At 39.6% G+C, this 23,426-nt stretch carries 28 protein-coding genes; 16 read left to right on the forward strand and 12 right to left on the reverse strand.

Features of this window, described 5'->3' with window-relative positions:
• Positions 1–141 precede the first annotated feature (141 nt).
• Positions 142–315: a hypothetical protein gene (locus ACFOU2_RS16235; protein WP_377916896.1), complete on the reverse strand. Its 174-nt coding sequence runs from the start codon at positions 313–315 to the stop codon at positions 142–144.
• Between the two features lie 437 nt (positions 316–752).
• Between ACFOU2_RS16235 and ACFOU2_RS16240 the strand changes: the two genes are divergently transcribed.
• Positions 753–1,187 carry an SRPBCC family protein gene (locus ACFOU2_RS16240; protein WP_377916898.1) on the forward strand — a complete coding sequence of 145 codons (435 nt, stop codon included), beginning with the start codon at positions 753–755 and terminating at the stop codon, positions 1,185–1,187.
• A complete protein-coding gene (locus ACFOU2_RS16245) occupies positions 1,188–1,559 on the forward strand; it encodes an ArsR/SmtB family transcription factor (protein WP_377916900.1) in 372 nt (123 codons plus the stop codon). It abuts the gene before it with no gap.
• 133 nt (positions 1,560–1,692) lie between these two features.
• On the opposite strand, the gene ACFOU2_RS16250 is transcribed toward ACFOU2_RS16245, so the two are convergent.
• A complete protein-coding gene (locus ACFOU2_RS16250; protein WP_377916902.1) occupies positions 1,693–2,838 on the reverse strand; it encodes an alpha-hydroxy acid oxidase in 1,146 nt (381 codons plus the stop codon).
• 194 nt (positions 2,839–3,032) lie between these two features.
• Here ACFOU2_RS16250 and ACFOU2_RS16255 point away from each other — a divergent pair, with 194 nt between their 5' ends.
• From ACFOU2_RS16255 to ACFOU2_RS16275, 5 genes are all read left to right on the forward strand, one after another.
• Positions 3,033–3,254: a DUF1659 domain-containing protein gene (locus tag ACFOU2_RS16255; protein ID WP_377916904.1), complete on the forward strand. Its 222-nt coding sequence runs from the start codon at positions 3,033–3,035 to the stop codon at positions 3,252–3,254.
• Positions 3,255–3,272: 18 nt separating this feature from the next.
• Positions 3,273–3,488, forward strand: coding sequence for a DUF2922 domain-containing protein (locus ACFOU2_RS16260; protein WP_377916906.1), 216 nt, complete (start codon positions 3,273–3,275; stop codon positions 3,486–3,488).
• A gap of 61 nt (positions 3,489–3,549) precedes the next feature.
• The gene (locus tag ACFOU2_RS16265) at positions 3,550–3,690 is read left to right on the forward strand and encodes a YvrJ family protein (protein WP_377916908.1); all 141 of its coding nucleotides are present in this window, start codon (positions 3,550–3,552) and stop codon (positions 3,688–3,690) included.
• Between the two features lie 138 nt (positions 3,691–3,828).
• A complete protein-coding gene (locus ACFOU2_RS16270) occupies positions 3,829–4,053 on the forward strand; it encodes a hypothetical protein (RefSeq protein ID WP_377916910.1) in 225 nt (74 codons plus the stop codon).
• A gap of 313 nt (positions 4,054–4,366) precedes the next feature.
• Positions 4,367–5,596 carry an MFS transporter gene (locus tag ACFOU2_RS16275; protein ID WP_377917026.1) on the forward strand — a complete coding sequence of 410 codons (1,230 nt, stop codon included), beginning with the start codon at positions 4,367–4,369 and terminating at the stop codon, positions 5,594–5,596.
• A gap of 456 nt (positions 5,597–6,052) precedes the next feature.
• On the opposite strand, the gene ACFOU2_RS16280 is transcribed toward ACFOU2_RS16275, so the two are convergent.
• From ACFOU2_RS16280 to ACFOU2_RS16295, 4 genes are all read right to left on the reverse strand, one after another.
• Entirely contained in the window at positions 6,053–6,175 is a 123-nt protein-coding gene (locus tag ACFOU2_RS16280) for a YjcZ family sporulation protein (protein WP_377916912.1), read from the reverse strand.
• A 316-nt stretch (positions 6,176–6,491) separates the two neighbouring features.
• Complete coding sequence (locus ACFOU2_RS16285; RefSeq protein ID WP_377916914.1) at positions 6,492–6,647, reverse strand: hypothetical protein; 156 nt, start codon at positions 6,645–6,647, stop codon at positions 6,492–6,494.
• Positions 6,648–7,541: 894 nt separating this feature from the next.
• Entirely contained in the window at positions 7,542–7,979 is a 438-nt protein-coding gene (locus tag ACFOU2_RS16290) for a ferritin-like domain-containing protein (protein ID WP_377916916.1), read from the reverse strand.
• A 124-nt stretch (positions 7,980–8,103) separates the two neighbouring features.
• Positions 8,104–8,556, reverse strand: a complete 453-nt coding sequence (locus ACFOU2_RS16295; RefSeq protein WP_377916918.1) for a hypothetical protein — start codon at positions 8,554–8,556, stop codon at positions 8,104–8,106.
• A gap of 418 nt (positions 8,557–8,974) precedes the next feature.
• On the opposite strand from ACFOU2_RS16295, the gene ACFOU2_RS16300 reads away from it, so the two are divergent.
• The 5 genes from ACFOU2_RS16300 to ACFOU2_RS16320 all read left to right on the forward strand — a co-directional run bounded on the left by ACFOU2_RS16300 (position 8,975) and on the right by ACFOU2_RS16320 (position 13,368).
• Positions 8,975–9,178, forward strand: a complete 204-nt coding sequence (locus tag ACFOU2_RS16300; RefSeq protein WP_377916920.1) for a hypothetical protein — start codon at positions 8,975–8,977, stop codon at positions 9,176–9,178.
• Between the two features lie 31 nt (positions 9,179–9,209).
• Positions 9,210–9,869 carry a L,D-transpeptidase family protein gene (locus ACFOU2_RS16305; protein WP_377916922.1) on the forward strand — a complete coding sequence of 220 codons (660 nt, stop codon included), beginning with the start codon at positions 9,210–9,212 and terminating at the stop codon, positions 9,867–9,869.
• Between the two features lie 49 nt (positions 9,870–9,918).
• Entirely contained in the window at positions 9,919–11,436 is a 1,518-nt protein-coding gene (locus tag ACFOU2_RS16310; RefSeq protein ID WP_377916924.1) for a phospholipase D-like domain-containing protein, read from the forward strand.
• 943 nt (positions 11,437–12,379) lie between these two features.
• Positions 12,380–12,946 carry a hypothetical protein gene (locus ACFOU2_RS16315; RefSeq protein WP_377916926.1) on the forward strand — a complete coding sequence of 189 codons (567 nt, stop codon included), beginning with the start codon at positions 12,380–12,382 and terminating at the stop codon, positions 12,944–12,946.
• Positions 12,947–13,194: 248 nt separating this feature from the next.
• Positions 13,195–13,368, forward strand: coding sequence for a hypothetical protein (locus ACFOU2_RS16320; protein ID WP_449237051.1), 174 nt, complete (start codon positions 13,195–13,197; stop codon positions 13,366–13,368).
• Between the two features lie 1,164 nt (positions 13,369–14,532).
• On the opposite strand, the gene ACFOU2_RS16325 is transcribed toward ACFOU2_RS16320, so the two are convergent.
• On the reverse strand, positions 14,533–15,852 hold the full coding sequence (locus ACFOU2_RS16325; protein ID WP_377916928.1) for a helix-turn-helix domain-containing protein: 1,320 nt from the start codon (positions 15,850–15,852) through the stop codon (positions 14,533–14,535).
• Between the two features lie 350 nt (positions 15,853–16,202).
• Between ACFOU2_RS16325 and ACFOU2_RS16330 the strand changes: the two genes are divergently transcribed.
• Both ACFOU2_RS16330 and ACFOU2_RS16335 read left to right on the forward strand, forming a co-directional pair.
• Positions 16,203–16,952, forward strand: coding sequence for an MBL fold metallo-hydrolase (locus ACFOU2_RS16330; protein ID WP_377916930.1), 750 nt, complete (start codon positions 16,203–16,205; stop codon positions 16,950–16,952).
• A gap of 74 nt (positions 16,953–17,026) precedes the next feature.
• Positions 17,027–17,338, forward strand: a complete 312-nt coding sequence (locus ACFOU2_RS16335; protein WP_377916932.1) for an NAD(P)H-dependent oxidoreductase — start codon at positions 17,027–17,029, stop codon at positions 17,336–17,338.
• Positions 17,339–17,659: 321 nt separating this feature from the next.
• Here the strand turns inward: ACFOU2_RS16335 and ACFOU2_RS16340 are convergent, their stop codons facing one another.
• Together ACFOU2_RS16340 and ACFOU2_RS16345 are read right to left on the reverse strand one after the other, a co-directional pair.
• Positions 17,660–18,031 carry a hypothetical protein gene (locus tag ACFOU2_RS16340; RefSeq protein WP_377916934.1) on the reverse strand — a complete coding sequence of 124 codons (372 nt, stop codon included), beginning with the start codon at positions 18,029–18,031 and terminating at the stop codon, positions 17,660–17,662.
• A 184-nt stretch (positions 18,032–18,215) separates the two neighbouring features.
• Entirely contained in the window at positions 18,216–18,386 is a 171-nt protein-coding gene (locus ACFOU2_RS16345; RefSeq protein WP_377916936.1) for an AbrB/MazE/SpoVT family DNA-binding domain-containing protein, read from the reverse strand.
• A gap of 58 nt (positions 18,387–18,444) precedes the next feature.
• Here ACFOU2_RS16345 and ACFOU2_RS16350 point away from each other — a divergent pair, with 58 nt between their 5' ends.
• Positions 18,445–18,858 (forward strand): GNAT family N-acetyltransferase, encoded by a 414-nt coding sequence (locus tag ACFOU2_RS16350; RefSeq protein ID WP_377916938.1) that lies wholly within the window; start codon positions 18,445–18,447, stop codon positions 18,856–18,858.
• A gap of 494 nt (positions 18,859–19,352) precedes the next feature.
• On the opposite strand, the gene ahpF is transcribed toward ACFOU2_RS16350, so the two are convergent.
• Entirely contained in the window at positions 19,353–20,882 is a 1,530-nt protein-coding gene (gene ahpF / locus ACFOU2_RS16355; protein ID WP_377916940.1) for an alkyl hydroperoxide reductase subunit F, read from the reverse strand.
• A 12-nt stretch (positions 20,883–20,894) separates the two neighbouring features.
• Positions 20,895–21,458, reverse strand: a complete 564-nt coding sequence (gene ahpC / locus ACFOU2_RS16360; protein WP_377916942.1) for an alkyl hydroperoxide reductase subunit C — start codon at positions 21,456–21,458, stop codon at positions 20,895–20,897.
• A 559-nt stretch (positions 21,459–22,017) separates the two neighbouring features.
• Here ahpC and ACFOU2_RS16365 point away from each other — a divergent pair.
• Positions 22,018–22,590 carry a GNAT family N-acetyltransferase gene (locus ACFOU2_RS16365; RefSeq protein WP_377916944.1) on the forward strand — a complete coding sequence of 191 codons (573 nt, stop codon included), beginning with the start codon at positions 22,018–22,020 and terminating at the stop codon, positions 22,588–22,590.
• Positions 22,591–23,202: 612 nt separating this feature from the next.
• On the opposite strand, the gene ACFOU2_RS16370 is transcribed toward ACFOU2_RS16365, so the two are convergent.
• Positions 23,203–23,426: transposase (locus ACFOU2_RS16370; protein ID WP_377916946.1), on the reverse strand; the 224-nt coding region annotated here is incomplete at its 5' end.

Consider the following 23,426-nt stretch of genomic DNA (forward strand, 5'->3'; position numbering starts at 1 on the left):
CATTGAAGTCACAACTATAGTTTAAAGAACAATTAGAGAAAAAATACCTCTTTCTCTATAAGCTGACACCTCAACTTCAATGTTGAGGCGTTTTTACGTTTTAATAAGATCATTGCTTTTTTTCTGGAAGAAAAAGTGGTCTTACGTATTTTTGTTTTCGTCACTCTCTTGTTTTTCCCCTGCTCCAAAAGGGTTGGCTACACGTAAATCATAACCATAACCTGTTGAGCTTACTTGAATGATATCTTCATTTGCCCCTCTTTTACTAGCTCTTTTTATCTCATTTTCATATTGATCAAAAGTATCTTTTTCCATGTTCAACACCTCTTAGCTAGTATTTTACCCAGCCTTCAAATTATACCTGAACTTCTTTTGAGAATGAAAAAAGGCATTTCCTGTTATTGAGTAATGCTTTCCGTTCAAGAAGATACTTTATCGGTTCTTATAGAAAACCAACATCGTTCTTTAATAAAGGGTGAATGATTTGTATGGAGCGCTGAAGTGCTATTGTCGTTTACATGAAAGCAGGTATGAAATTGAAGGTAAAAGCCTTGAATTTCACGGGGGTTGGGACAAAAGCATGAAAGGGGATGTTACAGAAAAAATCCTTTATGAAAAATAGTCGTCAAACTATGGATAAAAATAGATGGATGAAGGCAAATTAATGTTGACGTGAAACCAAAAGGTGTTATATCATTGTGAAAACGAAACCAAATGGTTTTATTTTTATATATGGAAAAAGGAGAAAGAGTATGGAAACAAATAATAACAATACATTACAAGCTATTAAGCAAACGGTCATTTTTGAAGCACCTATTCAAAAAGTATGGGATACAGTATCAACTTCGGAAGGCATTGCATTATGGTTCATGCCTAATGATTTCCAGCCGAAAGCAGGACACGAATTCCATTTGCAATCACCTTTCGGTCCATCTCCGTGCAAAGTATTAGAAATAGATGCTCCTCATCGACTTTCTTTTGCATGGGATACAGATGGTTGGATTGTTTCGTTTATTTTAAAAGAGTTGGGCGACAAGACGGAGTTTACACTTATTCACAGTGGATGGAAACACCCTGATGCTATTCTTCCGAAAGCAAACGAGAAAAGTTCCGTTATTCGCGATAGAATGGAACATGGCTGGGTGGGGCTTGTTAATGAACGGCTTCGAAAGGTTGTTGAGGGCTAAGTGTTACCATCAGCAGTAAAGCATGATGTATTTCAAGCTATTGCTGACCCAACTCGTAGAGAGGTACTTAGATTACTAGCTGAAAAAGAATTACCTATTTCAAAAATAACATCCCATTTTCCCATGAGCCGTACAGCCATTGCGAAGCATCTTCATATACTTTCAGAAGCAGAATTGGTCAGTGGACGAAAGGTGGGGAGAGAAAAACTTTATCGGTTGCAGCCAGAACCCTTAAAACAATTAAAACAGTGGCTTTCTTTTTACGAACAGTTTTGGAATAACAAACTGTCCATGCTTAAACATGTGGTTGAAAATGAAGGGGAAAATGGATTAAAAGTCATTGAAACAGAAATGGATAAACAGGATAAATAAAAGGACTCTCCACTAGGCGTACAAAAAAGACCGACAAGTATCGTTCCGTTTTAGGGCACTCTTTCAGGAGGATGACTCAAAAGGTATGGCTTTTTATACCTTTTGAGTCATCCTCTTTATTAAAAAATACATATTAAGAACGAACCATTTTCAGACTACGCAGTTCTTTCAGATTTGAAACGCCTGCCAGCATCATGGAAGTTTGGAGATCTTGGAGAAAGTTGGCTAAAAATTGATGAACTCCTGCTTCTCCACCCACAGCCAAGCTATAAACAAATGGCCTTCCGATCAATACTGCATCGGCTCCCAGCGCGATCGCCTTCAACACATCAATACCTCTTCGAATTCCACTGTCATATAAAACAGGAATTTGACCGTTCACCGATTTCACTACGTCCGGAAGAGCATCGATGCTAGAAATAACTCCGTCTAGCTGTCTCCCGCCATGGTTTGAAACAATAATGCCGTCCACCCCATGTTCAATTGCAAGCAAAGCGTCCTCCGGGTGTAAAATGCCCTTCAATAAAATCGGTAAGGAAGTCCTTTTTTTCAACTTGGCTACATGCTTCCAATTGAGGGTAGGGTGGTTAATGTTATCAATAATCCCTTGAAGAATGGCTTCCGAATCGTATTTTTCTAAAGTCGATAGAAAGACTTTATCTGATTCGTAGTTCCCCTGACCATAACCTAATGCCAATGGAGAAAAACGATGGCGCATGTCCGCTTCTCTCCAGCCAAGTGTAATGGTATCCACCGTTAAAACGATTGCCTCATATCCAGCTTTTTCCGCTCTCTTAACCATATTGAAGGAAATTTCCTCTTGATTGGACCAATATAACTGAAACCATTTAGGGCTTCCGTTTGTTGCTTGAGCTACATCTTCAATCGAATAGCTGGAAACTGTACTTTGAATAAATGGTATCTGATGTCGGGCAGCTGCCCTTGCTACAGCAATATCTCCCATTTCATTTGCTAATTTCAACACTCCGACTGGGGAAAGCAGAAGGGGGGAGGGATAAGTACGGCCGAACAATGTGATGCTGGAATCAATATTGGACACATTATTTAAGAATCTCGGTACAATTGAATATTTTGCAAAGGCGGTGGCGTTCTTTCTCATCGTTTCCCCGCCGCCAGCCCCGGAAAAAATGTAGCTAAAAGCAGGCGCAGGCAATGTCTGTTTCGCTGTACTCTCCAACTCTTCAAAACTGATAGGAAAATACCCGGTAGAATTAATATCTTGTACGACGTTATCATTGCTTTTAAAATTAGTAGTCATTTTGATTCATTCCTTTAATAAAAATTGCATTCAAGTATAATGAATAAGTTTAACACCTTATGGCCAATTGGGAAACGGATATTTTTCATGAAACGATACCGCGAACCGTCGCAGGGAAACATGTTAGGAATATTGATGATTTCTCCCCCTTTTTCATCGTTCTTTCTATATAAAAGTTGAAGGGAGGTGAGAGGATGGCAAACGTAGTCATTCAAGATCGTCAATTACGTCTTGTATTGGAAGATGGAGTAGATGAAAACGGAAAGCCGAAATACAAAAGCAAAAACTTCAACAACATCAAAATGGATGCAGCTGCTGATGCACTGTTGGATGTTGCCGAAGCAATTGCCGGCTTGCAAACATTGACTTTATCGCATGTTGAGCAAAACGATTCACAATTATTATCACGAAGCTAATAAAAAGGAGGGAAACAGATGGCCAAAACATTAGTGCTGCAATTTGTGACCACGCAAAACAAAACGGCGAACTTGTCCATTGAAAATCCGATTGAACCGGTCGATACGGCCAAGGTGAATGCCGCTATGGATCAAATGATTGCAGCGAATGTGTTTATTACATCAGGCGGTGAATTTGTCGGGAAAAAAGGAGCCTATGTCGTAGAACGCAACGTAAACGAAATCCAGCTTTAAACGAAGAGGTCCCTCCATCTGTCCAGATGAGAGGGACTTTTTTACGAAGGGGGGGAACAGAGTGGAAGAATGGATGACATTTGTATCCGACGTGGGCTTTCCAATTATCGTAACGTTGTATTTGCTGCATCGAATCGAATCAAAGCTAGATACATTGATTACGTCCATTGAAAAGATACCGGAACAAATGAAACAGGTATAAAAGCAAGGGGATTTCCCGAAACGACGAATATCATGTCGTTTTGGGAGATCCCATCAAATGAAGCGCCATGGAAAATCCAGCAAAAATAGTTTTTAATAGAAGAAGACATCTGCTTTTCTGAATAAGGGAGGTAAAACGATGAGTATATGGATTGAAAAGATGGTGGAGGAGAGGTTAACGGAATATGCCTCTTTATATGTAGCAGTTTTTAATAATGAACCATGGAATGAGCACTGGACTGAAAAAAACGCAATCGAGAGGCTTGAAGATTTTATGAAAACTCCAAAGTTTCAAGGATTTGCCTTGTACGATGAAGGGAAGCTTGTTGGTGTGGCAGCGGGACACGGTCGTGTATTGATGTAAGAGAACATAAAATTTTACTTGAATTCAATTACATATTTATGTAGTATAGAATTAGCATAAAATGGAAGGGTGAACGTTAAGAAGATGATTTACTAATCCTATTCTCAAGAAAACAATCGTGATAAAAACGAGATATTTTTCTGGATAGGATTAGTCTGCCCTTTTATATACAAAAAGAATGTTATGTCACTAATACCAGTGGACTGTTTCTTCTTGTATTGTTGTATTGCCTCCTGTCCAGAAAAGTGGAAAAGGAGGTTTTTTTATGAGTACAAGACCAACAAAAAATGGCGGAGTTGCCCCATCCTCCAGAATGACCGATTTATTCCGTAATCGATTTGTTCAAGTAATCCTTATTTCTGGATTGTTATTGCAAGTCGGAATTTGGGTACGCAATTTCGCTGTGCTGCTATATGTTATGGAACGTACAGGGGGTGACCCGTTCGCTGTCTCGATGATTTCTGTTGCTGAATTTGCACCTATTTTTATTTTTTCATTTATTGGCGGTACGTTCGCTGATAGGTGGCGCCCGAAACGGACGATGATTTCGTGTGATATATTGAGTGCCGTGTCGGTGTTTGCTGTTCTGATTACACTCGTGTTCGGTACATGGAAAGCCGTGTTCTTCGCGACACTCGTTTCGGCGATTTTGTCGCAGTTTTCACAGCCGTCTGGTATGAAGCTGTTTAAGATGCATGTGCCTGCTGAGCAGATGCAGGTGGGAATGTCCATCTATCAAACGATGTTTGCCGTTTTTATGGTTCTTGGGCCCATACTGGGAACGTTCGTATTCCAAACTTTCGGTATTGATGCAGCCATCGGGATCATGGGCGTATCGTTCTTACTTTCTGCCGGAGCGCTGGCCTTCTTGCCTCCGGACCATATGGTGGACGAAGAAAAGCCGGAGACGACATTGTTGCAGGAAATGGCAAGCGGTATTCGCTATGTGTTGTCAAAGAAACTGTTGGCGTTGCTGGGCTTATGCTTTATGGCGGCTGGTCTCGGTTTAGGGCTTATTCAACCGCTCAGTATTTTCCTTGTCACTGAACGTCTTGGTTTGCCAAAAGAAAGTTTGCAATGGTTGATGGCTGTCAACGGGACGGGGATGATTGTAGGCGGCGCGGCGGCCATGATGTTTGCCAGGACTGTTGCCCCGCAGAAAATGCTCGCTTTCGGCATGCTGGTCAATGCGATCGGGATGAGCATTTCCGGTCTGTCCACCAATCTGTGGCTGACATTGAGTGCCCAGTTTTTAAGCGGTCTGGTTTTGCCATGTATCCAAATCGGAATCAATACCATGATTTTGCAAAATACGGAAGAGGCGTTCGTTGGCCGGGTCAACGGCATTCTCAGTCCCTTGTTTACGGGAGCGATGGTGGTGACGATGAGCATAGCGGGCGCGTTGAAAGAGCAATTCTCGCTCGTAGCTATGTTTGAGACGGCAGCCGTGCTATTCATCATCGGACTCCTCTTCATTATGCCATTATATCGTCAGCCGGTTCAGAAGGGACCTGAGACAGCGAGTGTGAAGGGACAAAGTTAAGGTGGTTTACGTTAAACTTGCCATTAATCGGTTAACACTCTGTCCCCTTTGGAGTTAGGCTGTGAAATGACCAAAAATTCGATGTCACCATTTGATTTATTAAACATTTTCCCACTTCAAGAAATCATAGCCCAATGAGTAAGTGGGAGATGAATTTCGGTAGGCGTTAGCCTAAGTTTTTGGTATACTATTCCTGAACGAATTCTAGTGTGGTGCTAGTTGCGTAAATAGAACTTGTCTGGTTAAGAAACAGACGGTTACGTTGGTGTTCGCAGGAATCTCTCACTTCAAACAACTCGTAAGGGTGTTAAGTGGGAGTAGTTCAAAGATGCTTTCTATACACTTGAAAAATGGAAAAAGCACCCATTTGGTTTGGGTGCTTTTGGTCACTTTCTTGGTTGCTTATCGACGGTGTGAAAACCTTACTTACAACAGATGCACTTAAGGTTTATGCTATCAACACCAGCCGACGCAGGAAGCACCTACGATAATAAGCAAGATGAACAATACAACAATCAATGCAAAGCCAGCGCCGTAGCCAGCACCTGCAACTGCTCCACCCATTAACCACACCTCCATCAACATTTGTTTATACTATATGTAGATTAGGGCATTTTGGGAATAGGCTATATCCCATTTTGTTTGAACAATTACATTGTTACATTCATAAAGCCTGCCATTAAGGCAGGCTTTACGGAGGTTCATGGGAAGAAGGCGGCGGTGTTATTCCTAATTGTGTTCATTAAATAATATGTGGGATACAAGCTTGAGGTGTTAAAAATTGTCATGTAGTTTTATTTTTATGGAGGGATGGATTAGTCTGCATGCAGGGGCTTCGCTTCTATATTATGAAAGATAAACAGCCGGCATGCTTAACAAGCCGGCTTGTTAAGCATTAAGACGGATCGACTTCATCAAAAGACATGGTTACAACTTTTGTGTAATCACCGCGTTTCACTTCTTCTTCGGTTGCCTCTGCCTCCAATTCCTCGAGGTCACTCAAGCCCGGTGCGACCGTTGGTGTGTCTTCACGTTTTTCTTCTTTGCGCAAGTTTGCTCACTCCTTTTTCTTTTATCTATTCCCGAACCGGCGATATATTATGAGCGCTGTCAGAGTTTCCTTCTTCACCTGAAGTAGTTAAAACATTAGAAGTTAAGGTTAACATAGGTTGTTATTTCAATTACATTCCCCTTGCCCCATGAGCCCGAATGGCCGCGGTATCAACGATCTTGGGAAATCTTTGTTCAAGGGTGCCGTACAGGAAAGAAGCATGATTACGAATACGTCTACGGGCCAATTGGAGGAGGTCATCTAACAGACCCTAATAAAATCAAAGCCTCCAATAAAAGGGGAAAATAAATATGGTTAGATATCATTTGGAGCATCTTTATTGTTCGAAGGTTTTCGACCAACCCCCTTTTTTAAAAATTCATCATGTAATGCAGAGTCGATAAAATGGTTAGAAGCAATAAGTACCAATTGATCTCGATTGTCGTAGACATGATAGCTATCAACAAAGTCCCTGATGGCCTCAAAAGTTTTCGGTACAAGTCTATGGGTGTTTTCGATAACGTGGGGTGGTATTTTTCTCCCCGTAATCTTGGCCCTTTCATTCGCACGTTGTTTAGCTAACAAAAGAGGAAGATTCGGTAAATGTACGCGTTGGCGATTTTTCTTGCAATTGTCCTCTACTGTAGCGATCAAGCCATTTATTAGTACGTGCTTCCTTTTTCAATCATAGGAATGATCGTGTCAAGTCATCATTACACCTGTGAAAAATTCTTTTTCTGTTGAGTTCATCAGTATGGTCCTCGTTTATTTTCAACAACAAAAGCCGGCTGCCGTCCCAGCTGGCTTTTGTTGTTCGGTTTCAATAACGGGCCTTATGTCAACTATCGTGTAGGGAATAAACGAGACCAATTAGTTGATCTCTTTAAACATATTTTAAAGACTAGTGCAAAAATACAAAAACCACACAGCATGATTTTGTTCGTCTGCTGCTGCTCGGCGAAACTGCTCTTTAATGTATGGATCTTGTGCTTTATCCGAAATATCCAGATAGAAGTCCACTGTTTCTTGTTCGTCTTTAAATGCAAATTTTAGGCCTTCTTTGTAATTCTTGGGACATGGTTCAGTGATTTCAGGTTTAGGTTGTTTACCTGTCAAGTTCATATAAATAGCTGAAAATATTTGATAATGACGAACCTCGTCTTGTCGAATTTCAAGGATTTGTTTCTTTTCTTTTTCTGTAGCGGCATTTTTAGCTAATTTTCCATAACAGGAAATAGCACTATATTCACCATTAATAGCCTTTGCAATGTCATTAATTAAATCTGAGTCAACCCTGACATAATTGTAGAATGGAAGCTGAGAATACACCATGTATACCTCCTTATTTTTAAACGAAGAGTTGATACATTTTATGCTGCGAAATAGTTAGAGTATAACCTCAACTAACTTGAAAACGATTATGGAGTGGGGATGAATCACAAGAAAATCCGTCTGTTCAACGCCCAACTCCCCCATGAAGTACATTTGATGTTAAAAAGACTCCAACAGGAGGCAAGGCCTTACTGCTAATAGGAGGTCCAGTGAGACTTGTATCGGTTGTTGCAATCCAAGTTCCATACTCACCTGCTTGTAAAGAGGGAGGCTTCATAATAAGCCGTCCACTTAAAATAGAATGTCGAATTCTAATCGAGGGATCATCAAATATCGTTAAATTACCAGAATACGTGGCATAAGGTGAATCAAATCTTATTTGTTTGGTGCTTTCATCCCAATATCCATTAATTGGAATATCCCTGCCGCGAAAATTAACTGTACCAGTTACCCTGTTACCTGTAACAGAGTTGATGTTGAATGTGCCATAAACGACGGGTCTACCACCTACAGCAGCGTGGATACCCCACCGTGAGGGGAATGGTATACTAACCATGGTTTTCTGTGCAGTTTGCAAAGTTCATCTCTCCTTAATTTCAAAAAATGAGAATACACGAATGGGATTTAATAAAGAATATGCGTTTACCTATCTCGTTTCTTGGGCCAGTATCCTTGTTTGATAAAAAATAAATAAATGCAACGCATGATATTTTGTTGCATGCGGTTATGTAAAGTGATAGTAAAGTACATATTCCCTTGTTCTTCAAAAAAACAACTCCTTTTATCATTTTTATCTTTTTGATGACCTCAATCAATATTCTGTTCCGCTATTGTCCTGGGGGTGGGCATTTGTCCTGTTTGAGGAAAGAATATTTTATAAGACTTGTCTGAAAATTGAGGATATGAGGGGTTTTTTAGTTCCAATAACAAGTTTTGTGTCAACTAGATGCGTATGAGATAAATACAATGGAGATACTACGTTTTGAGATGGAAATATGAAAAAGGTGCTTATGCTATTAGTCATTCTGGTTAGTGTCTCTTTCTTTAATGCTTTTGCTGAAAAACCGGAAAACTTAATATGTCCAAAATCAAAAAATGTAATGAATGTCTCTGCAGAAAAGGATAAAGAAAGTCTTATTAAAGCATTAGAAATATTGATTCCTGAAGTATATGGTTCAAGTCCTGGAACCCTTATATAAAGATTTAAGATAAAAGGTTGTGTAAGCATTCATGAAAACAAATGTATTATTTGCTGTCAAAATTTTTTTGCTAATATCTTTATTCTCCTTTTCATCGGTCAATGCGGAAAGTGGAGAAAATGTTTATATCAAAGTGAATCTGTGGTCAAATGAACTCTATGTAATTAAGAATAATAAAGTAATCGGGGAATATCCTATTTCTCCGGGAACTGAGGAATCTCCCACTCCTATTGGAATCTTTAAGGTAGTGGAAAAATCAAAAGCATGGGGCGGCGGATTTGGTACACGTTGGCTAGGTTTAAATGTTCCTTGGGGTGAGTATGGAATACATGGAACAAATAAACCGGGGTTAATTGGCAAAAATGTAAGTAGTGGTTGTGTTCGTATGCGTAATGAAGATGTGGAAGCGTTGTTTGAAATCATCCCGGAAGGGACGATTGTCTATATAGATGGACCTGTTACTGGAATGGGGAAAGGAGAGTTTAAAAACTTGTCCTTTGGTTCAAAAGGAAATTTAGTACAGCTTGTTCAAGAAAGGTTAAAAGCTTTAGGGCTGTATAATGGAATGGTAAGTGGAATTTACGATTTAGAGACAGAAAGGGCCGTTAAAAAATTTCAAAAAATAAATCGTTTACCTGTAACCGGCGGGGTCACTGTTCGTGAGTATATACTATTAGGATTGTTAGAATAATGACCAAATTTGGACATTTTATAGGATACGAACAAGGGAGGGATTTTAGTTGGCATGGATTCTTTGGCTGTACCTATTCAATACGTTCTTTATGCTAATCATAGCGATCCGCGAGGTACGCCGGCCGGCCAAGGCTTTGAATTGGCTAGCCATCGGCCTCGTTTTACCTATCATCGGTTTTGGACTCTATCTCAGCACATCGAATCCCGTGCGTGTTCGTCGAGAAAGACTGACTTCTCCGGATAATGAGTCGGACACGTTGCCTGATTCATTTAGCCACTCAGCCTCGGTCATTGCTCATGCTTTACGGCATTTGACTGTACATGGACTTCGGGCCGGTCGAGTCCAAGTACTTACGAACGGCATTGAAACATATGAAAAACTTTTCGAATCCCTACAGAACGCCCAAAAAACGATTGATCTGGAATATTACATATATCGGGATGACCAAATTGGCAGACGCATCACGGACCTGCTGATCAAACGGGCCGCAGCCGGTGTTCGGGTCCGCTTTGTGAGAGACGGTTGGGGGAGCCGGAGATTTCCGCGACGTCAGATCATTCGGATGATGGATGCTGGGATTGGATGCCGAACGATATTTCCATTGCGCTTCCCGTGGATAATATCCAATTGGAATTACCGGGATCATTGTAAGATTGCCATGATCGACGGAAAGGAAGCTTTTACAGGTGGTATCAACGTCGGGTATGAATATACCGGATTGAAGCCGAACGTAGGGTTCTGGCGCGACACTCATGTGCGAATTGTAGGTGAAGCTGCAGTCGATTTACAGGCTGTCTTCGACGTTCATTGGAACATCGCTTCACCGGAACGAATGAAGACGAGAACACGCTGGAACACAAAAGCTGAGGATGCACTAAAGCCCATTCAGGGTCCAAAGCATATATCGCCGAACATCGCTCCACCCGGCAGGGCGGCTTTTTCTGGATGGTCGGCAGAATGGGGCATTGAGTTGGGCACCATAAATGGCACCACCCCAAGCACAGAGGCGTTGCAGAAAGCGTATGTGCAGACGTTGGAAGGTAATCCTGGAATTCCTACTCAAGTTATACGGGAGGCCTACTTCATTTGCCTGACACAAGCGACCCAGACCATTGACATTACCACCCCCTATTTTGTGCCCGATGCAGATATCATCATGGCGATAAAGGCAGCCGTGGCGCGGGGTGTGCGCGTAAGATTGCTGGTTCCTCGCCACGTGGATCCCAAAGTAGTAGGCCCTGCCAGCCGCACCTACTACGGAGAACTGTTGGAAGCCGGGGTCCATATCTATCTGTACAACAAAGGCATGTTGCACGCGAAGCTGATGATCATCGATGGGGAGATTGCCGAAGTAGGGGCCGCAAACTATGATATGAGAAGTTTTCGCCTGGATTACGAGGTATGCGAAGTCTTTTACAGTACCGACGTGGCGCGGGAACTTACGGAGCAATTCGAGCGCGATCTCACTGATTCTGTACCATTACGAATCGAAGATTTACTGCAGCGCTCCCTTTCACAGCGCATTATTGAACAAGGAGCCCGTCTGTTTTCCCCGTTGTTGTAGCCCGCACATGCTTCGCTGTTTCACTGAACTTTGAAGCAAGGCGTCAGACCATTCATCTTGACTTTGGCCGAATCCTGTTGTGCGCCTTTAATGACGGGTATCGAAACCAACTACCCATATTAAATAAACCTTCCGCCTATTTCCCTTTGGGTTAATAGCAAAAGGGCTTTTTGTATTTAATATGGTTATACATCTTTGCTGCCAGTTCATCATAAAATGTCTCCGCATTCCACATGTGGTGAATCTACATCGTAGAAACATTTAACCTCTTTTAGTATTCACAAAGAATCTTTTGGTTTAAACTTACAATTTGAAAATCATACTAAACAATAAGAGGAAGAAATGGATCGTTATGGAAATATAAAAAGCTATCATGTTTTATCGAGAAATATAACGAAGGAAGACATAAAGATTTCCCAATTATATTGTTGAAATTTAAAGAAGAATCGATTTAGGATCATAATTTTCAACGATGTTCAATCTACGATTATTTCAAGCAAAACGATGAATTTTTGTAACAAATGGCCGAAGACTGTTTTCCAAATGAGAGGCCAAATACACATGATAAGGAAAAGGGCGATGGATTTGCTTAAAAAAATACGGAAAACCATGCGTCAAAAAGCAGACAATAAAGCACAAATACATCAACAGGGCGATGGAAAGCAAATCACGCAACAAGATCTTCTTTCTACGGATTTAAATCAAAACTTACAAGTCTTAAAGTCCATCTATACCGATTGTCCCGATGTCATTTTTCGCTCATGTTCAATGATTAATGTGGATTTATATAAAAGGCAAAGATGTCTTTTTTTATTTTCCTGGTTCGATTTCCGATTAGACTGCTGCAATCCCACTAGAGATCTCAAATAAGTGTTTAAGTTATATATAACTGCTATAATGTTACATATTTTGATTTATCTTCTTGTCGGGAGGAAAGAAGAACATGCTTTTATATAAAAAATATGAAGAATCGTTAAATAATGAATTATTTTATAACACCCCCGGGCTTATAGAAATAAAAATGGGAAATGAGCTCATCCAAAGCTCTGGTGTGAATCAAGAAATTGTCCAGGAGGTTTTCCAAACTGGAATGCAGGTATCTGAAGGTAAGTCGGAAATGAGAAATTTTTCGGTCTCTTATTTTCCAATAAAAAGCGGATTTAAGGTAGAAGCCATTTTATTGTTATTCCCAAAAGAAAATAGAGAAAATGAATTTGACGAAAATATTGTGTACTTAGAAAAACTGGCTTTGGCTGGTTGTAATTGGGTTGGTATAAGCATCGAGAACGAAAGGCAGAAAAAGGAATATGAACTAGTAAAAGTGGAGTTAACGAAACTATTTTCAATTTTAACCCAACCCTTTTGCTTAGTTAGCCGAGACGGCGTAATCCAAGAAATAAATGACCATCTGGCTTCCGTAGTTCAAAAAAGACGATCCATCTTAATTGGAGAGAAAGTATCTCAAATACTTACAAATGATAGCTGGGACATTGTAAAACAACAAACATAGTGCATTGATTATTGATGGACATTTTGATCTATTAATGGACGTTGCCATTCAAAGAGAACGAGGCAGAAAAAAGATTATTGAAACAGATTACTGGCCGCAGTACATGCCTAAAATAACAGTACAACCTTAATATAAAGGTCTTATTGTTTCGCCGTTCTTTATCTTAAACAGGTGAAAAACATGAAGAGCATCCCAACAAAGCTCCTTATAATACGCTTATCCTTATGAACAACAAGAAGTACAGAAAAGTGATCCCTTGGACTCCAATCGAAGGCTGGTATCCTGGTGATCAAACATATGTATCCGAAGGACCTAATGCGGAGCTTTCTGTGTCTCAAATCCGTGATTTCCGTAAAACGGCTCAATCCCAAAACCACCTGTTCAAACTTCTTCACCGTGGCTATACCGGTATCATCAACTAACCATTTTAGTTGAATCAAAATAACCATTTCATAGGTACTGAAGGAGCTAGAGTTTTCTGGCTCCTTTTCTTATCTATTGGCTCTGTTAATGTATTGTTGATTTATGAATATTTCTCCACTTGTCTATTTATGTTTGTTTATATGTAATCTCGTTATTTTTCATAAACTATATCAAAAAAGGTATAAAAAGACATACCTATTGAGTCATCCCCCTGAAAGGACCCGTCATGAAAATCCAGCAAAATCAAAGAATTCCGTGACGGGCCCTTTCAGTAAAGATCAACTTTTGTCATTGACAGGAATTTTATTTGATTTCATCAAAACCATCATCTTCTTCCTCCATTTACAGTATTTTTGATACTTTGATGACTTTTTCTTTGTCTTTAGGTATCCCAACTACAATTCCATCTGCCCGTTCAAATCCCTGACCATTTATGAAATAAATAGTAATCATTACGAATTAAAGTCTAACTTATATCCATCTTATTTGTAAATAGATAATTGGTTTTTCGTAATAATTACGATTTATTAAAACCAATGATTTAATAACTAAACAAAATGGGGAGGAAGAATCATGGAAACGACCCGAATTCCTGTTTATTTAATTAATGGTTTCCTGGGAAGTGGTAAGACAACAGCATTTTTGTTTTTATCTCCATTTGCTGCTTGATTTGTGCCTTTTCCATGCATACATTCTCTAAATAAGTTAAAAAATAATGATGAATTGGGAATAAAAGGAGTATGGATATGTCTAAAAAAAATTTAGATTTGCAATGCGACATATTAGTATTATGTGGGATATTCTTTGCGATTCGCTTTATATACACAAAAGAATTATACATGCAGGTAAACGGATATACAGTGAATACGCTTGGCTTACTCATACAAACAATTGTATTTGTTGCAATATGCAGATTAGTAAGTAAGAAAGCTAGTGAAAAGGTAAAATCTACAAAGTAAGTTAATCCCTTTTTTGGTTTAGTGCCAATTGAAGCTGAAATAGAGGCTCCTACCGCAAAAGGTGATGATGTTGAATTCAGAGAAGTCTATGATAGATAACTTCCTCTAATCCAAAGAAACATAATGGCGATTAAGTTGCGTCTATAAAGAAAAAACCTCCTCGGTCGGCAAGGAGGTTTTTCTTTATATTTCCGGTAAGAATGGTTATGTTAACTTGACATGATTTTTTCCAAGTAAGCCGCTATAGTGACTTTTTTGCATTTGTTCGGCATGAAAAGCTTGATGATAGTAAGTGGCGGCCTTCTTATAGGACTGCTTGTTATAAAAATACGCACCAAATTCCGTTGCTAGATTTTTGATGTGATAATAATATTCCAACTCCATACAGTGTTCGATTAACATTCTCATCGCCTTTTCATAATGGGCCTCTTGAGCTTGATGCTTGTAAACACTGGCTTGTAATATATCCAGTTCAACATCGTAATATAAGTTCTTGCGTTCCATCGCAATGGTTTGGGCTTGATTGAGATGCTCCTCAACAAGCTTCCACTCTTTTTGTTCGATATAAATTTCGATAAGCCGTTTATGTACTTGTATGGATTTCTCTTTAAAGGAACTCTTAAGGTATAATTGGGTGGCATTCATATAAGAAGTAATTGCTTGGTCATAATCTTTCCCCACTTGATGGACGCGTCCGATGCTGTACTCAAGAATTGCATGAAGATTGGGGTTATCTTGATCCCAATAACATGCTTTTGCCTCTCTCAGACTGTTCATCGCATCCATTGGTTGGTTGACTAAATGAAATTGAATCGCGCGTGTAAAGAGTACCATCGCTAAACGGTTTGAATCCCCGAGCTTCTTCTGATATTCGTAAGATTTTCCAGAGTAGTACAGGCATGCAAGCTTATCTTCATTGAGCTGTTGATTAACAATACTAAGGCTGAAATATAGCTTTGCTCGGTCTTGGTCATCTGCTCCAGCAACATAAGACTCGCATCGCAATAAGTATTCATTTGCCTGTAGAGGCATGTGTAAATCCATGAGTAGCTTGCCGCAAATTAGATAATAGTTAAAATATAAGCGTTCTTCTATGGAAGAATCATAGACGTTAATGATGTTGGTGGATTGTTCGAAAATGAATTTGGCTTCATGAAGACGGAACCCAACAAAATAATAGCGAATGAGCGTTGTAAATATCATCAGAAACGACCGATTGACATGGGTTTCATTAACCTGTACTTGAAGAAGTGCTAAATTCTCCTCTGAAAGAATGTCATGCTTCCAATAATGATCGTATATGTTCTCCAGTTTTTTTGCAAATCCGTCTGGCGTTTGTTCTAAAAGTATATCTGGGGCTATGTTTAATCGTTCTGCAATCTTTTTGATAAAATGGTCCGTTGGTTGAGTCTGATTGTTTTCTACTTTACTTAAATAGGTGATTGAAGCAATTCCTTCAATAAGCTGGCCCTGTGTCATCTTTTTGACGAGTCTAAGACTTCGAATTCGATCACCGATTTTCATAAATACCCCCTTAAGGCTTTACCTATTTATCAATTATATCAAAAAAAATAAGGATGTTCGGTTAAATTCATACAAAAATACAACTGAAAAAATAGCGAAAAAATGAATGGATTTTACTTGTATTTATTTACAAAGCAACCACGTTATGATGTAAGAAGTTAAAAGAATATTGAAAAGGAGGAGAGAAATGATTTTTATTCCATTGGCGGTTGCATTAGCGATTATTTAATCATTGAACAAGAAATATAGAGCCGCTTATGATGGCTCACTATGTGATGGACCTTCAAATGGCTATGCATTTTATTGGCTTAAGATGGATTAAATAACTAAGTAAGAGCGGAGGGTGAAAGATGATTATCGATAATGGTGTAGAAATACTTAAAATAGAAGCGGAGGCTTTCGGGAGTAAGACCACTCTATATCCAACACTGATTAAGGATGATGAATCGGCTGTATTAGTAGACGTCGGCATGCCGGGAGGATGGGAACAAATCCAAGCAGTGATGACCGAAAATGGGGTTGAGCCAAAGAAACTAAAAGCAATTATTCTCACCCACCAGGATCTTGATCATATAGGCAGTATCGAAGAAATTAAACAGGAGCTTGGCAACAGCATCATCGTTTATGCCCATGAGCTTGACAAGCCATATATAGAAGGAAGCTTGCCGCTGATTAAAACAACTCCTTCTGTCATGGCGCCTATGATAGAATTACTTCCAGAAAAGATGAGACAGGAAGCTTTAGATTTATGTGAAAATCCGCCAAAGGTTAAGGTCGATCAAACCGTAGTGGATGGGCAGGAACTCCCATATTGTGGCGGGATTCGAATTATTCATACACCTGGACATACAGAAGGCCATATCAGTCTATATTTGCAGCAAAGTAAAACACTTATTGCCGCTGATGCAATGCTTTGTATCGATGGAAAATTACATGGACCTGTTCCGCAAACCTCACTAGATTTACCGAAGGCCCAGCGTTCGTTAGTAAAATTCTTAGATTACGAGATTGAAACAGTGATTTGTTATCATGGTGGATTATGTGAATGGGGGGCCAAGGACCAAATAGAACAGCTTGTTAAAGAGATAAGAGAATTATAGGAGGAGCCTTTTTTTAATTAACAGAGTTGGTATAGTTTTGATACTTTTTATGACAAAAGGAGATGATAAAATTTATGAAAACATTGGTCATCGTAGCTCATCCGAATTTGCAACAGTCACGCGTCAACAAACGTTGGATAGCGGAATTGCGCGAGCATCCCGACCAAGTGACGGTACACGAGTTGTACGCAGCGTATCCGGAAAAAACAATCGACATCGAACGCGAGCAGGCTCTGGTAGCTGAACACGATCGCCTTGTGCTGCAATACCCTCTTCAATGGTATAGCACACCGTCGCTGCTGAAGCAATGGCTGGATGAAGTTTTCACAACCACTTGGCTGTTCGGTCCCGGCGGCAGCAAAGCAGCAGGCAAAGAGCTCGTCTAAGCCCCGTTTTAATCAACGAGGCTTAGATTATGGAGTTGGCGGGATACCCGTTCTGGTAATGGCTATAATTTTACTGCAACCTGCAACATATATTTACTATGTCGTCTGTAACTTCGCTAGCGTTAGATAGTAATTGAAGAACCCTCTTAGCTGCGATTTCACCTACATTTTCGACGAACACATCACCAGAATCAGTTAATATTTGAACAAAACTCCCCTGTGACCACATTATAATCACCCTTATTTTATCGAGATATTATATGTTATATGCGTAAACTAAAAACGAAAATTACAAAAGAGAAGGGGTTACTGACCGTTTCCTTACAGTGTTTCTAATATAAAATCCTGAACAAATGTTTTGTCAGCTAACCCATCTGTATAGATGATTGATAATTTTAATTCACCATTTTGACCTGCGTTGAATTCACTAACCACTATGTCAGAGCTATTTCCTAGCATCTGCTTAATATAATCAATGTTTTTCTTTAAATCTGTATACAAGGAAATGGTTTGTGCTTGATTCTGATTAGTATTCTGATTCTGATTAGTGTTCTGGTTTTGATTGGTGCCCTGGTTTTGATCGGTGTTCTGGTTTTGATTGGTATTCTGGTTTTGATCATCATCTGAATTCACTATTGACGAATGTTTGTTTTTAATTAATTTGTGTAATGGTGTCGGTATTCGGTATTTCATGTCCACCCCTCCAGAAACTAACAGATAACATTCTATGTATTGCTTCTCCCGCAGCTGTACTTGTATCCATTTTATCTTGTTAATTCTTCATGATTTCCTTATGAGTTTCAGAGTCCAAGGTAGAACAAAACCAAATAACAACAAATAACAAGGGATTGAGTAAAGGGGTTTCCAACCTTTACATCTACATCCCTCTTTCTTGCGGGATAAGAATTGCTAAATCCACCTTATTGATTGCTACTTTTCCTTCGTCAAACATAAAAAGTATGCTATCTCCTTGATTTACTCCTAATGCTTCTCTTACTACCTTTGGAATCGTTACTTGTCCTTTAGAGCTAATTTTAGCGAGGTGCATGAAATCTCTCCTTACTTCTTTACTTTTTACTATTTTTTCTTTAAATGTTTTTTTATGTATGTTTGAAACAAAAAAAGATCTACCCAAAAGGTGGTCTGCTATTCCATATAGTCATAATGAACGAAAAAGCTCCAGTTCGCTTAACGTAGGTTTAGTCAATGGACCTGTCATTGAAACAGCATTAATTACAGATGACTTATTTAGTGATATAAAGGCAAATCCAGCGTCTGGCGGTCATCAAAGTGTTTTAGGATTAGCGGTGTCCCCACATTTTCAAAAACGAGGCGTGGCATCAGCGTTACTTGCACACTTTGAAAAAGAAGCAAGAGAGAACAAACGTGAAACGATTACACTCACTTGTAAAGAGAACTTAATTCGCTTCTATGAAAATTATGGATACCTCAACATCGGTGTTTCAAGTTCTGAGCATGGTGGAGTCATTTGGTACAACATGATTAAAAAATTACAGTGAATGTTTTATCAGCTCTAAATTGAGAACTTCGTTATTCCACAGCTTTGAGTGTAAGAAGTGATAAAATTCACGATTGAAATCGATAAAAAGTAAAAAAAAGAAAGTCGCTGTACTACCGGTCAGATAGCGCAACGACTTTCAAAATGAAAGATACGGGATTGTTTATGCCGCGTGCTAACGAAGAAGTTATCGCGGTAAAACAGTTTATCCCGCATTAACGGGCAGTAAGACCTCCACTTCAAGGCTTGAGAGAAATCGAAGGAGTCTAAGTGGGGGATAACTGCCCGTAAAAGCCCGAATAAAGGAACACAGACTAACATCGCCGCGTCCTGCGGCAACGTCTGCGTGACCCGCATCGTGCGGGCCTAACTAACCATCAGTGGGGGATGAAGGAAAACCCTCACTGATGGAAGTTTCACTTTATGCCGCATGTCAACAAAGAAGCTGCCGCGGCAAAAAGTTTCTCAACGGTACGTAGTATTCATGTCCGTTCGTTAATTTCGGATTAGGTAATCGAATGCACCTAATGCTGCAGTTGCCCCTGATCCCATCGAAATAATGATTTGCTTATAGGCGCTATCTGTACAGTCGCCTGCAGCAAATACGCCAGGGATGTTTGTTGCGCCATGTTTATCGACGACGATTTCACCCGTGCGAGTGCGTTCAACCGTTTCGCCTAACCAATCGGTATTTGGTACAAGGCCGATCTGAACGAATACACCCTGCAATTCAATGTGATGAACTTCTTCCGTCTCACGGTCGATATAAGAAATGCCGTTAACTTTGTCCGTGCCGGTAATTTCTTTTGTTTGAACGTTCTTCAGGACCGTTACGTTAGGCAGACTGTAAAGACGCTCTTGGAGGACAACATCAGCTTTCAGCTCTGGCATAAATTCAAGGACCGTTACATGCTTCACGATACCTGCGAGATCAATTGCCGCTTCGATACCAGAATTACCGCCGCCAATAACCGCTACATGTTTTCCTGCAAACAATGGACCGTCACAATGAGGGCAGTATGCTACACCTTTGTTCTTGAATTCTGCTTCGCCTGGTACACCAACATTGCGCCAGCGGGCACCTGTTGAAAGGATGACGGTTTTGCTCTTTAGAACCGCACCGTTTTCGAGTTCAAGTTCGATGAGGTCCTTCTTTTCTAAACGCTTGGCACGCTGTAAATTCATGACATCGATGTCATACTCTTTCACGTGTTCTTCAAGACTTGCCGCGAGCTTAGGACCTTCCGTGTATTTTACACTGATAAAGTTCTCAATGCCCATCGTGTCCATAATCTGACCGCCAAAGCGTTCAGCAACAATGCCTGTACGAATGCCTTTACGTGCTGCATAGACAGCTGCACTTGCACCGGCCGGTCCGCCGCCGACAACAAGCACATCGTATGGCTCCTTATCAGCAAGCTCCGATGCATCCGGACCATTCCCCATCTTGGCGAGGATTTCCTCGAGTGTCATACGGCCGCTGCCGAACGATTCTCCATTTAGGAAAACAGTTGGCACTGCCATGATGCCTTTGCTTTCTACTTCTTCTTTGAAAGCCGCGCCGTCAATCATGGTATGTGTAATGCCAGGATTGAGAATGCTCATTAAGTTCAGTGCCTGTACAACATCAGGGCAGTTGTGGCAGCTCAGGCTGATGTAAGATTCAAAGTGATATTCGCCCTTAATACTTTTAACTTGATCAATTACCTTCTGATCAACCTTCGGGGCTCTTCCGCTAACCTGCAAGAGAGCCAGCACCAATGAAGTAAATTCGTGCCCTAAAGGAATACCAGAAAAAGTTACTCCAGTGTCTTCGCCGATACGATTCACACTAAAGCTCGGCGTTCTCTGGAGTTCTGTTTTCTCTACCTTAATGTTGGATGACATGGTGGCTAATTCGTCTACTAAAGCCAGCATGTCGCGGGATACGTCATCGGATCCTGCGCTGACTTTGAGCAGGACATCGCCCTCCATCAATTGAAGATATTGGGCTAATTGTGCTTTTATATCTGCATCTAGTATCATTGATCGTGCTCCTTAAATCTTTCCTACAAGATCAAGGCTTGGCTTAAGTGTTGCAGCACCTTCCTGCCATTTAGCCGGGCAAACTTCACCCGGATTGTTGCGAACATACTGTGCTGCCTTAATCTTGTTAACAAGAATGCTTGCATCACGTCCGATGCCGTCTGCATTAATTTCAACAGCTTGGATAATACCGTCTGGATCGATGATAAATGTACCGCGATCAGCAAGGCCTTCTTCTTCATTTAGTACGTCGAAGTTGCGAGAGATCTTTTGTGAAGGGTCACCGATCATAATATATTCAATTTTGCCAATAGCTTCTGAGTGATCGTGCCATGCTTTATGTGTAAAATGCGTATCCGTTGAAACGGAATATACTTCCACGCCAAGTTCTTTCAGAGTTGCGTATTCGTTTTGCAGGTCTTCTAATTCAGTAGGGCATACGAATGTAAAATCTGCTGGATAGAAGCAAACTACACTCCATTTACCTTTAAAGTTTTCTTCAGTAACATCGATAAAATCGCCGTTATGGAACGCTTTCGCTGTGAACGGTTTTACTTCTTTTCCAATTAATGACATAATCAAATTCCTCCTATGTGTGGGTTTTGAGAACTATAAATAGCTTGCTAAAGACATAGATTAAAAGCTTCAGTTAACTATAATGATTCTAATTCGATATTAATTATTATATAGTAATTATTTTTTGTCAAGAAAAAATGCACAACTTTACTATGTTTTGTTTTAATAGCCGTTTCGAATTGATGCCGGCAGTTAGTGCGGGCATGGAATGCTTGGTCCAGTTCTCTATGAACAAATGCAGCCACGGATAAATCTATTTGCTTATAAATTGATGTTTGACGGTAAAACCTTACATTTTCAATGACAACTCACGTTTCTCAATTATCAAGTGTTTTGGAAAGTGGAGGGATTCCTGTTTCGTAGTAGGATAGGAGTATGGAATTTAACTATTAGTATTTGCTGAAAGATATACAATCTAAATATCGAAAACAACTACAATTAATAATAGTTGGTGGGTGAAATTGTTTTATTCAAGCTGAAACTATTACTTAAATCGGATGTACGTATTCTGTTGTGCTAATGTTTTAAATTTTTTAGAGGATAAAGGAGTGATTAGGGGTTGTATAATATTGAGATAAGAAGACCAAGAATTGAGGACAATGAAGAGCTGAATCAATTTTTTAGTAAAGTCATTAGGGAAACGTTTGCTAGTGAAGGTTTATCGGAGATGCTGGATGATATAGAAAATGAAATTGAAAATAAGAAACAATACTTGAAATGTGACTTTGATAGCAATGGGCAGAATCGATTTTTTTGGATAGCTTTAGATAATAATGATAATAAGGTTATCGGTTCCATTGAATATGGTCCTGTCAGTGAACTGATTAATATTTGCACAGATGGAGCATTGAAAGAATGGTTTGAGGTGGGGACAGTATTTGTTCATCCAGATTATCAAAGACGTGGTATAGGGACTTTACTTTTAAATGTAATGCTTCTTACCTTGCAGATTAGGGGAATCGAAGAATTTTGTTTAGATAGTGGATATACCAATGCACAGAAGATATGGAAGAAGAAATTTGGAGAACCTGATTATTTGCTGAAGGATTATTGGGGTGAAGGGTGTGATCATATGATTTGGAAAAGATGCACTAATGAGATGTCCATAAAATTTAGGACTTTGTTCAACTAACGGTGCAGGATAATTGAAGAGGCAGCTTGTTCTATATACATGAAGAAAATCTTTTTGAGGTACATTAACCCTAGTTGGGAGTAGAACAATTATGGGTTACAAGATAGAAAAAACAATTGAAACTTCATCTTGGATAATCATGTCTTTATTATTGTTCTATTATTTTGCACACATATCCCTTATTACTGTTTTTGAAATTTTTGCTGTTAAGTACACTAAGTTGATTAAGTACAATAAATGGGCTTAGTATTGATCCTTTCCTGCCATATGGATTACATATTATTTATCACGCATTTATCACCGATGGTTTTATAAAGACCGTTCAGTCAACAAAAAGATTTTCTACAATATCTTTAAGGCAAATATGCGAATAGGAGTACAGATACATAAGAGGGATATGATTTCTTCATCTTGTTCATGTTTAACTGTGGGACTGTAGTTGAAGAACAGCTTTGTTAAAACGAATTATAATGTTTAGTTGTGGAATATTATTATCATAAATTTTCAGTAAGGGGATCAGTTTTGGACAATCGATCAGCAACTAAACAGGTTCGACGTTACAACAGTTATTTAGGTAGTTTTAATATTAACTATATAAGTTGAATTTATGTTTTACAATCGCACACACAATCGGTCAATAACTTTTTCGGGTGTGTCGTTCAACTCACGAATAAAAGCTTGCACATTTTGGCGAATCTCTTTGACAGACGAATAAAAAACGTTATAAATCACATCTGATTTAAGCCACTTCCAGAGTCCTTCAACTAGATTTAATTCAGGACTATAGGGAGGCAAAAACACCAACTCTAAACGATGTTGGTTTTCACGTAAGAAAG

Origin of the sequence: Bacillus songklensis (assembly GCF_042649685.1) — a bacterium.
Taxonomy (GTDB): Bacteria; Bacillota; Bacilli; order Bacillales; family Bacillaceae_H; genus Bacillus_BA; species Bacillus_BA songklensis.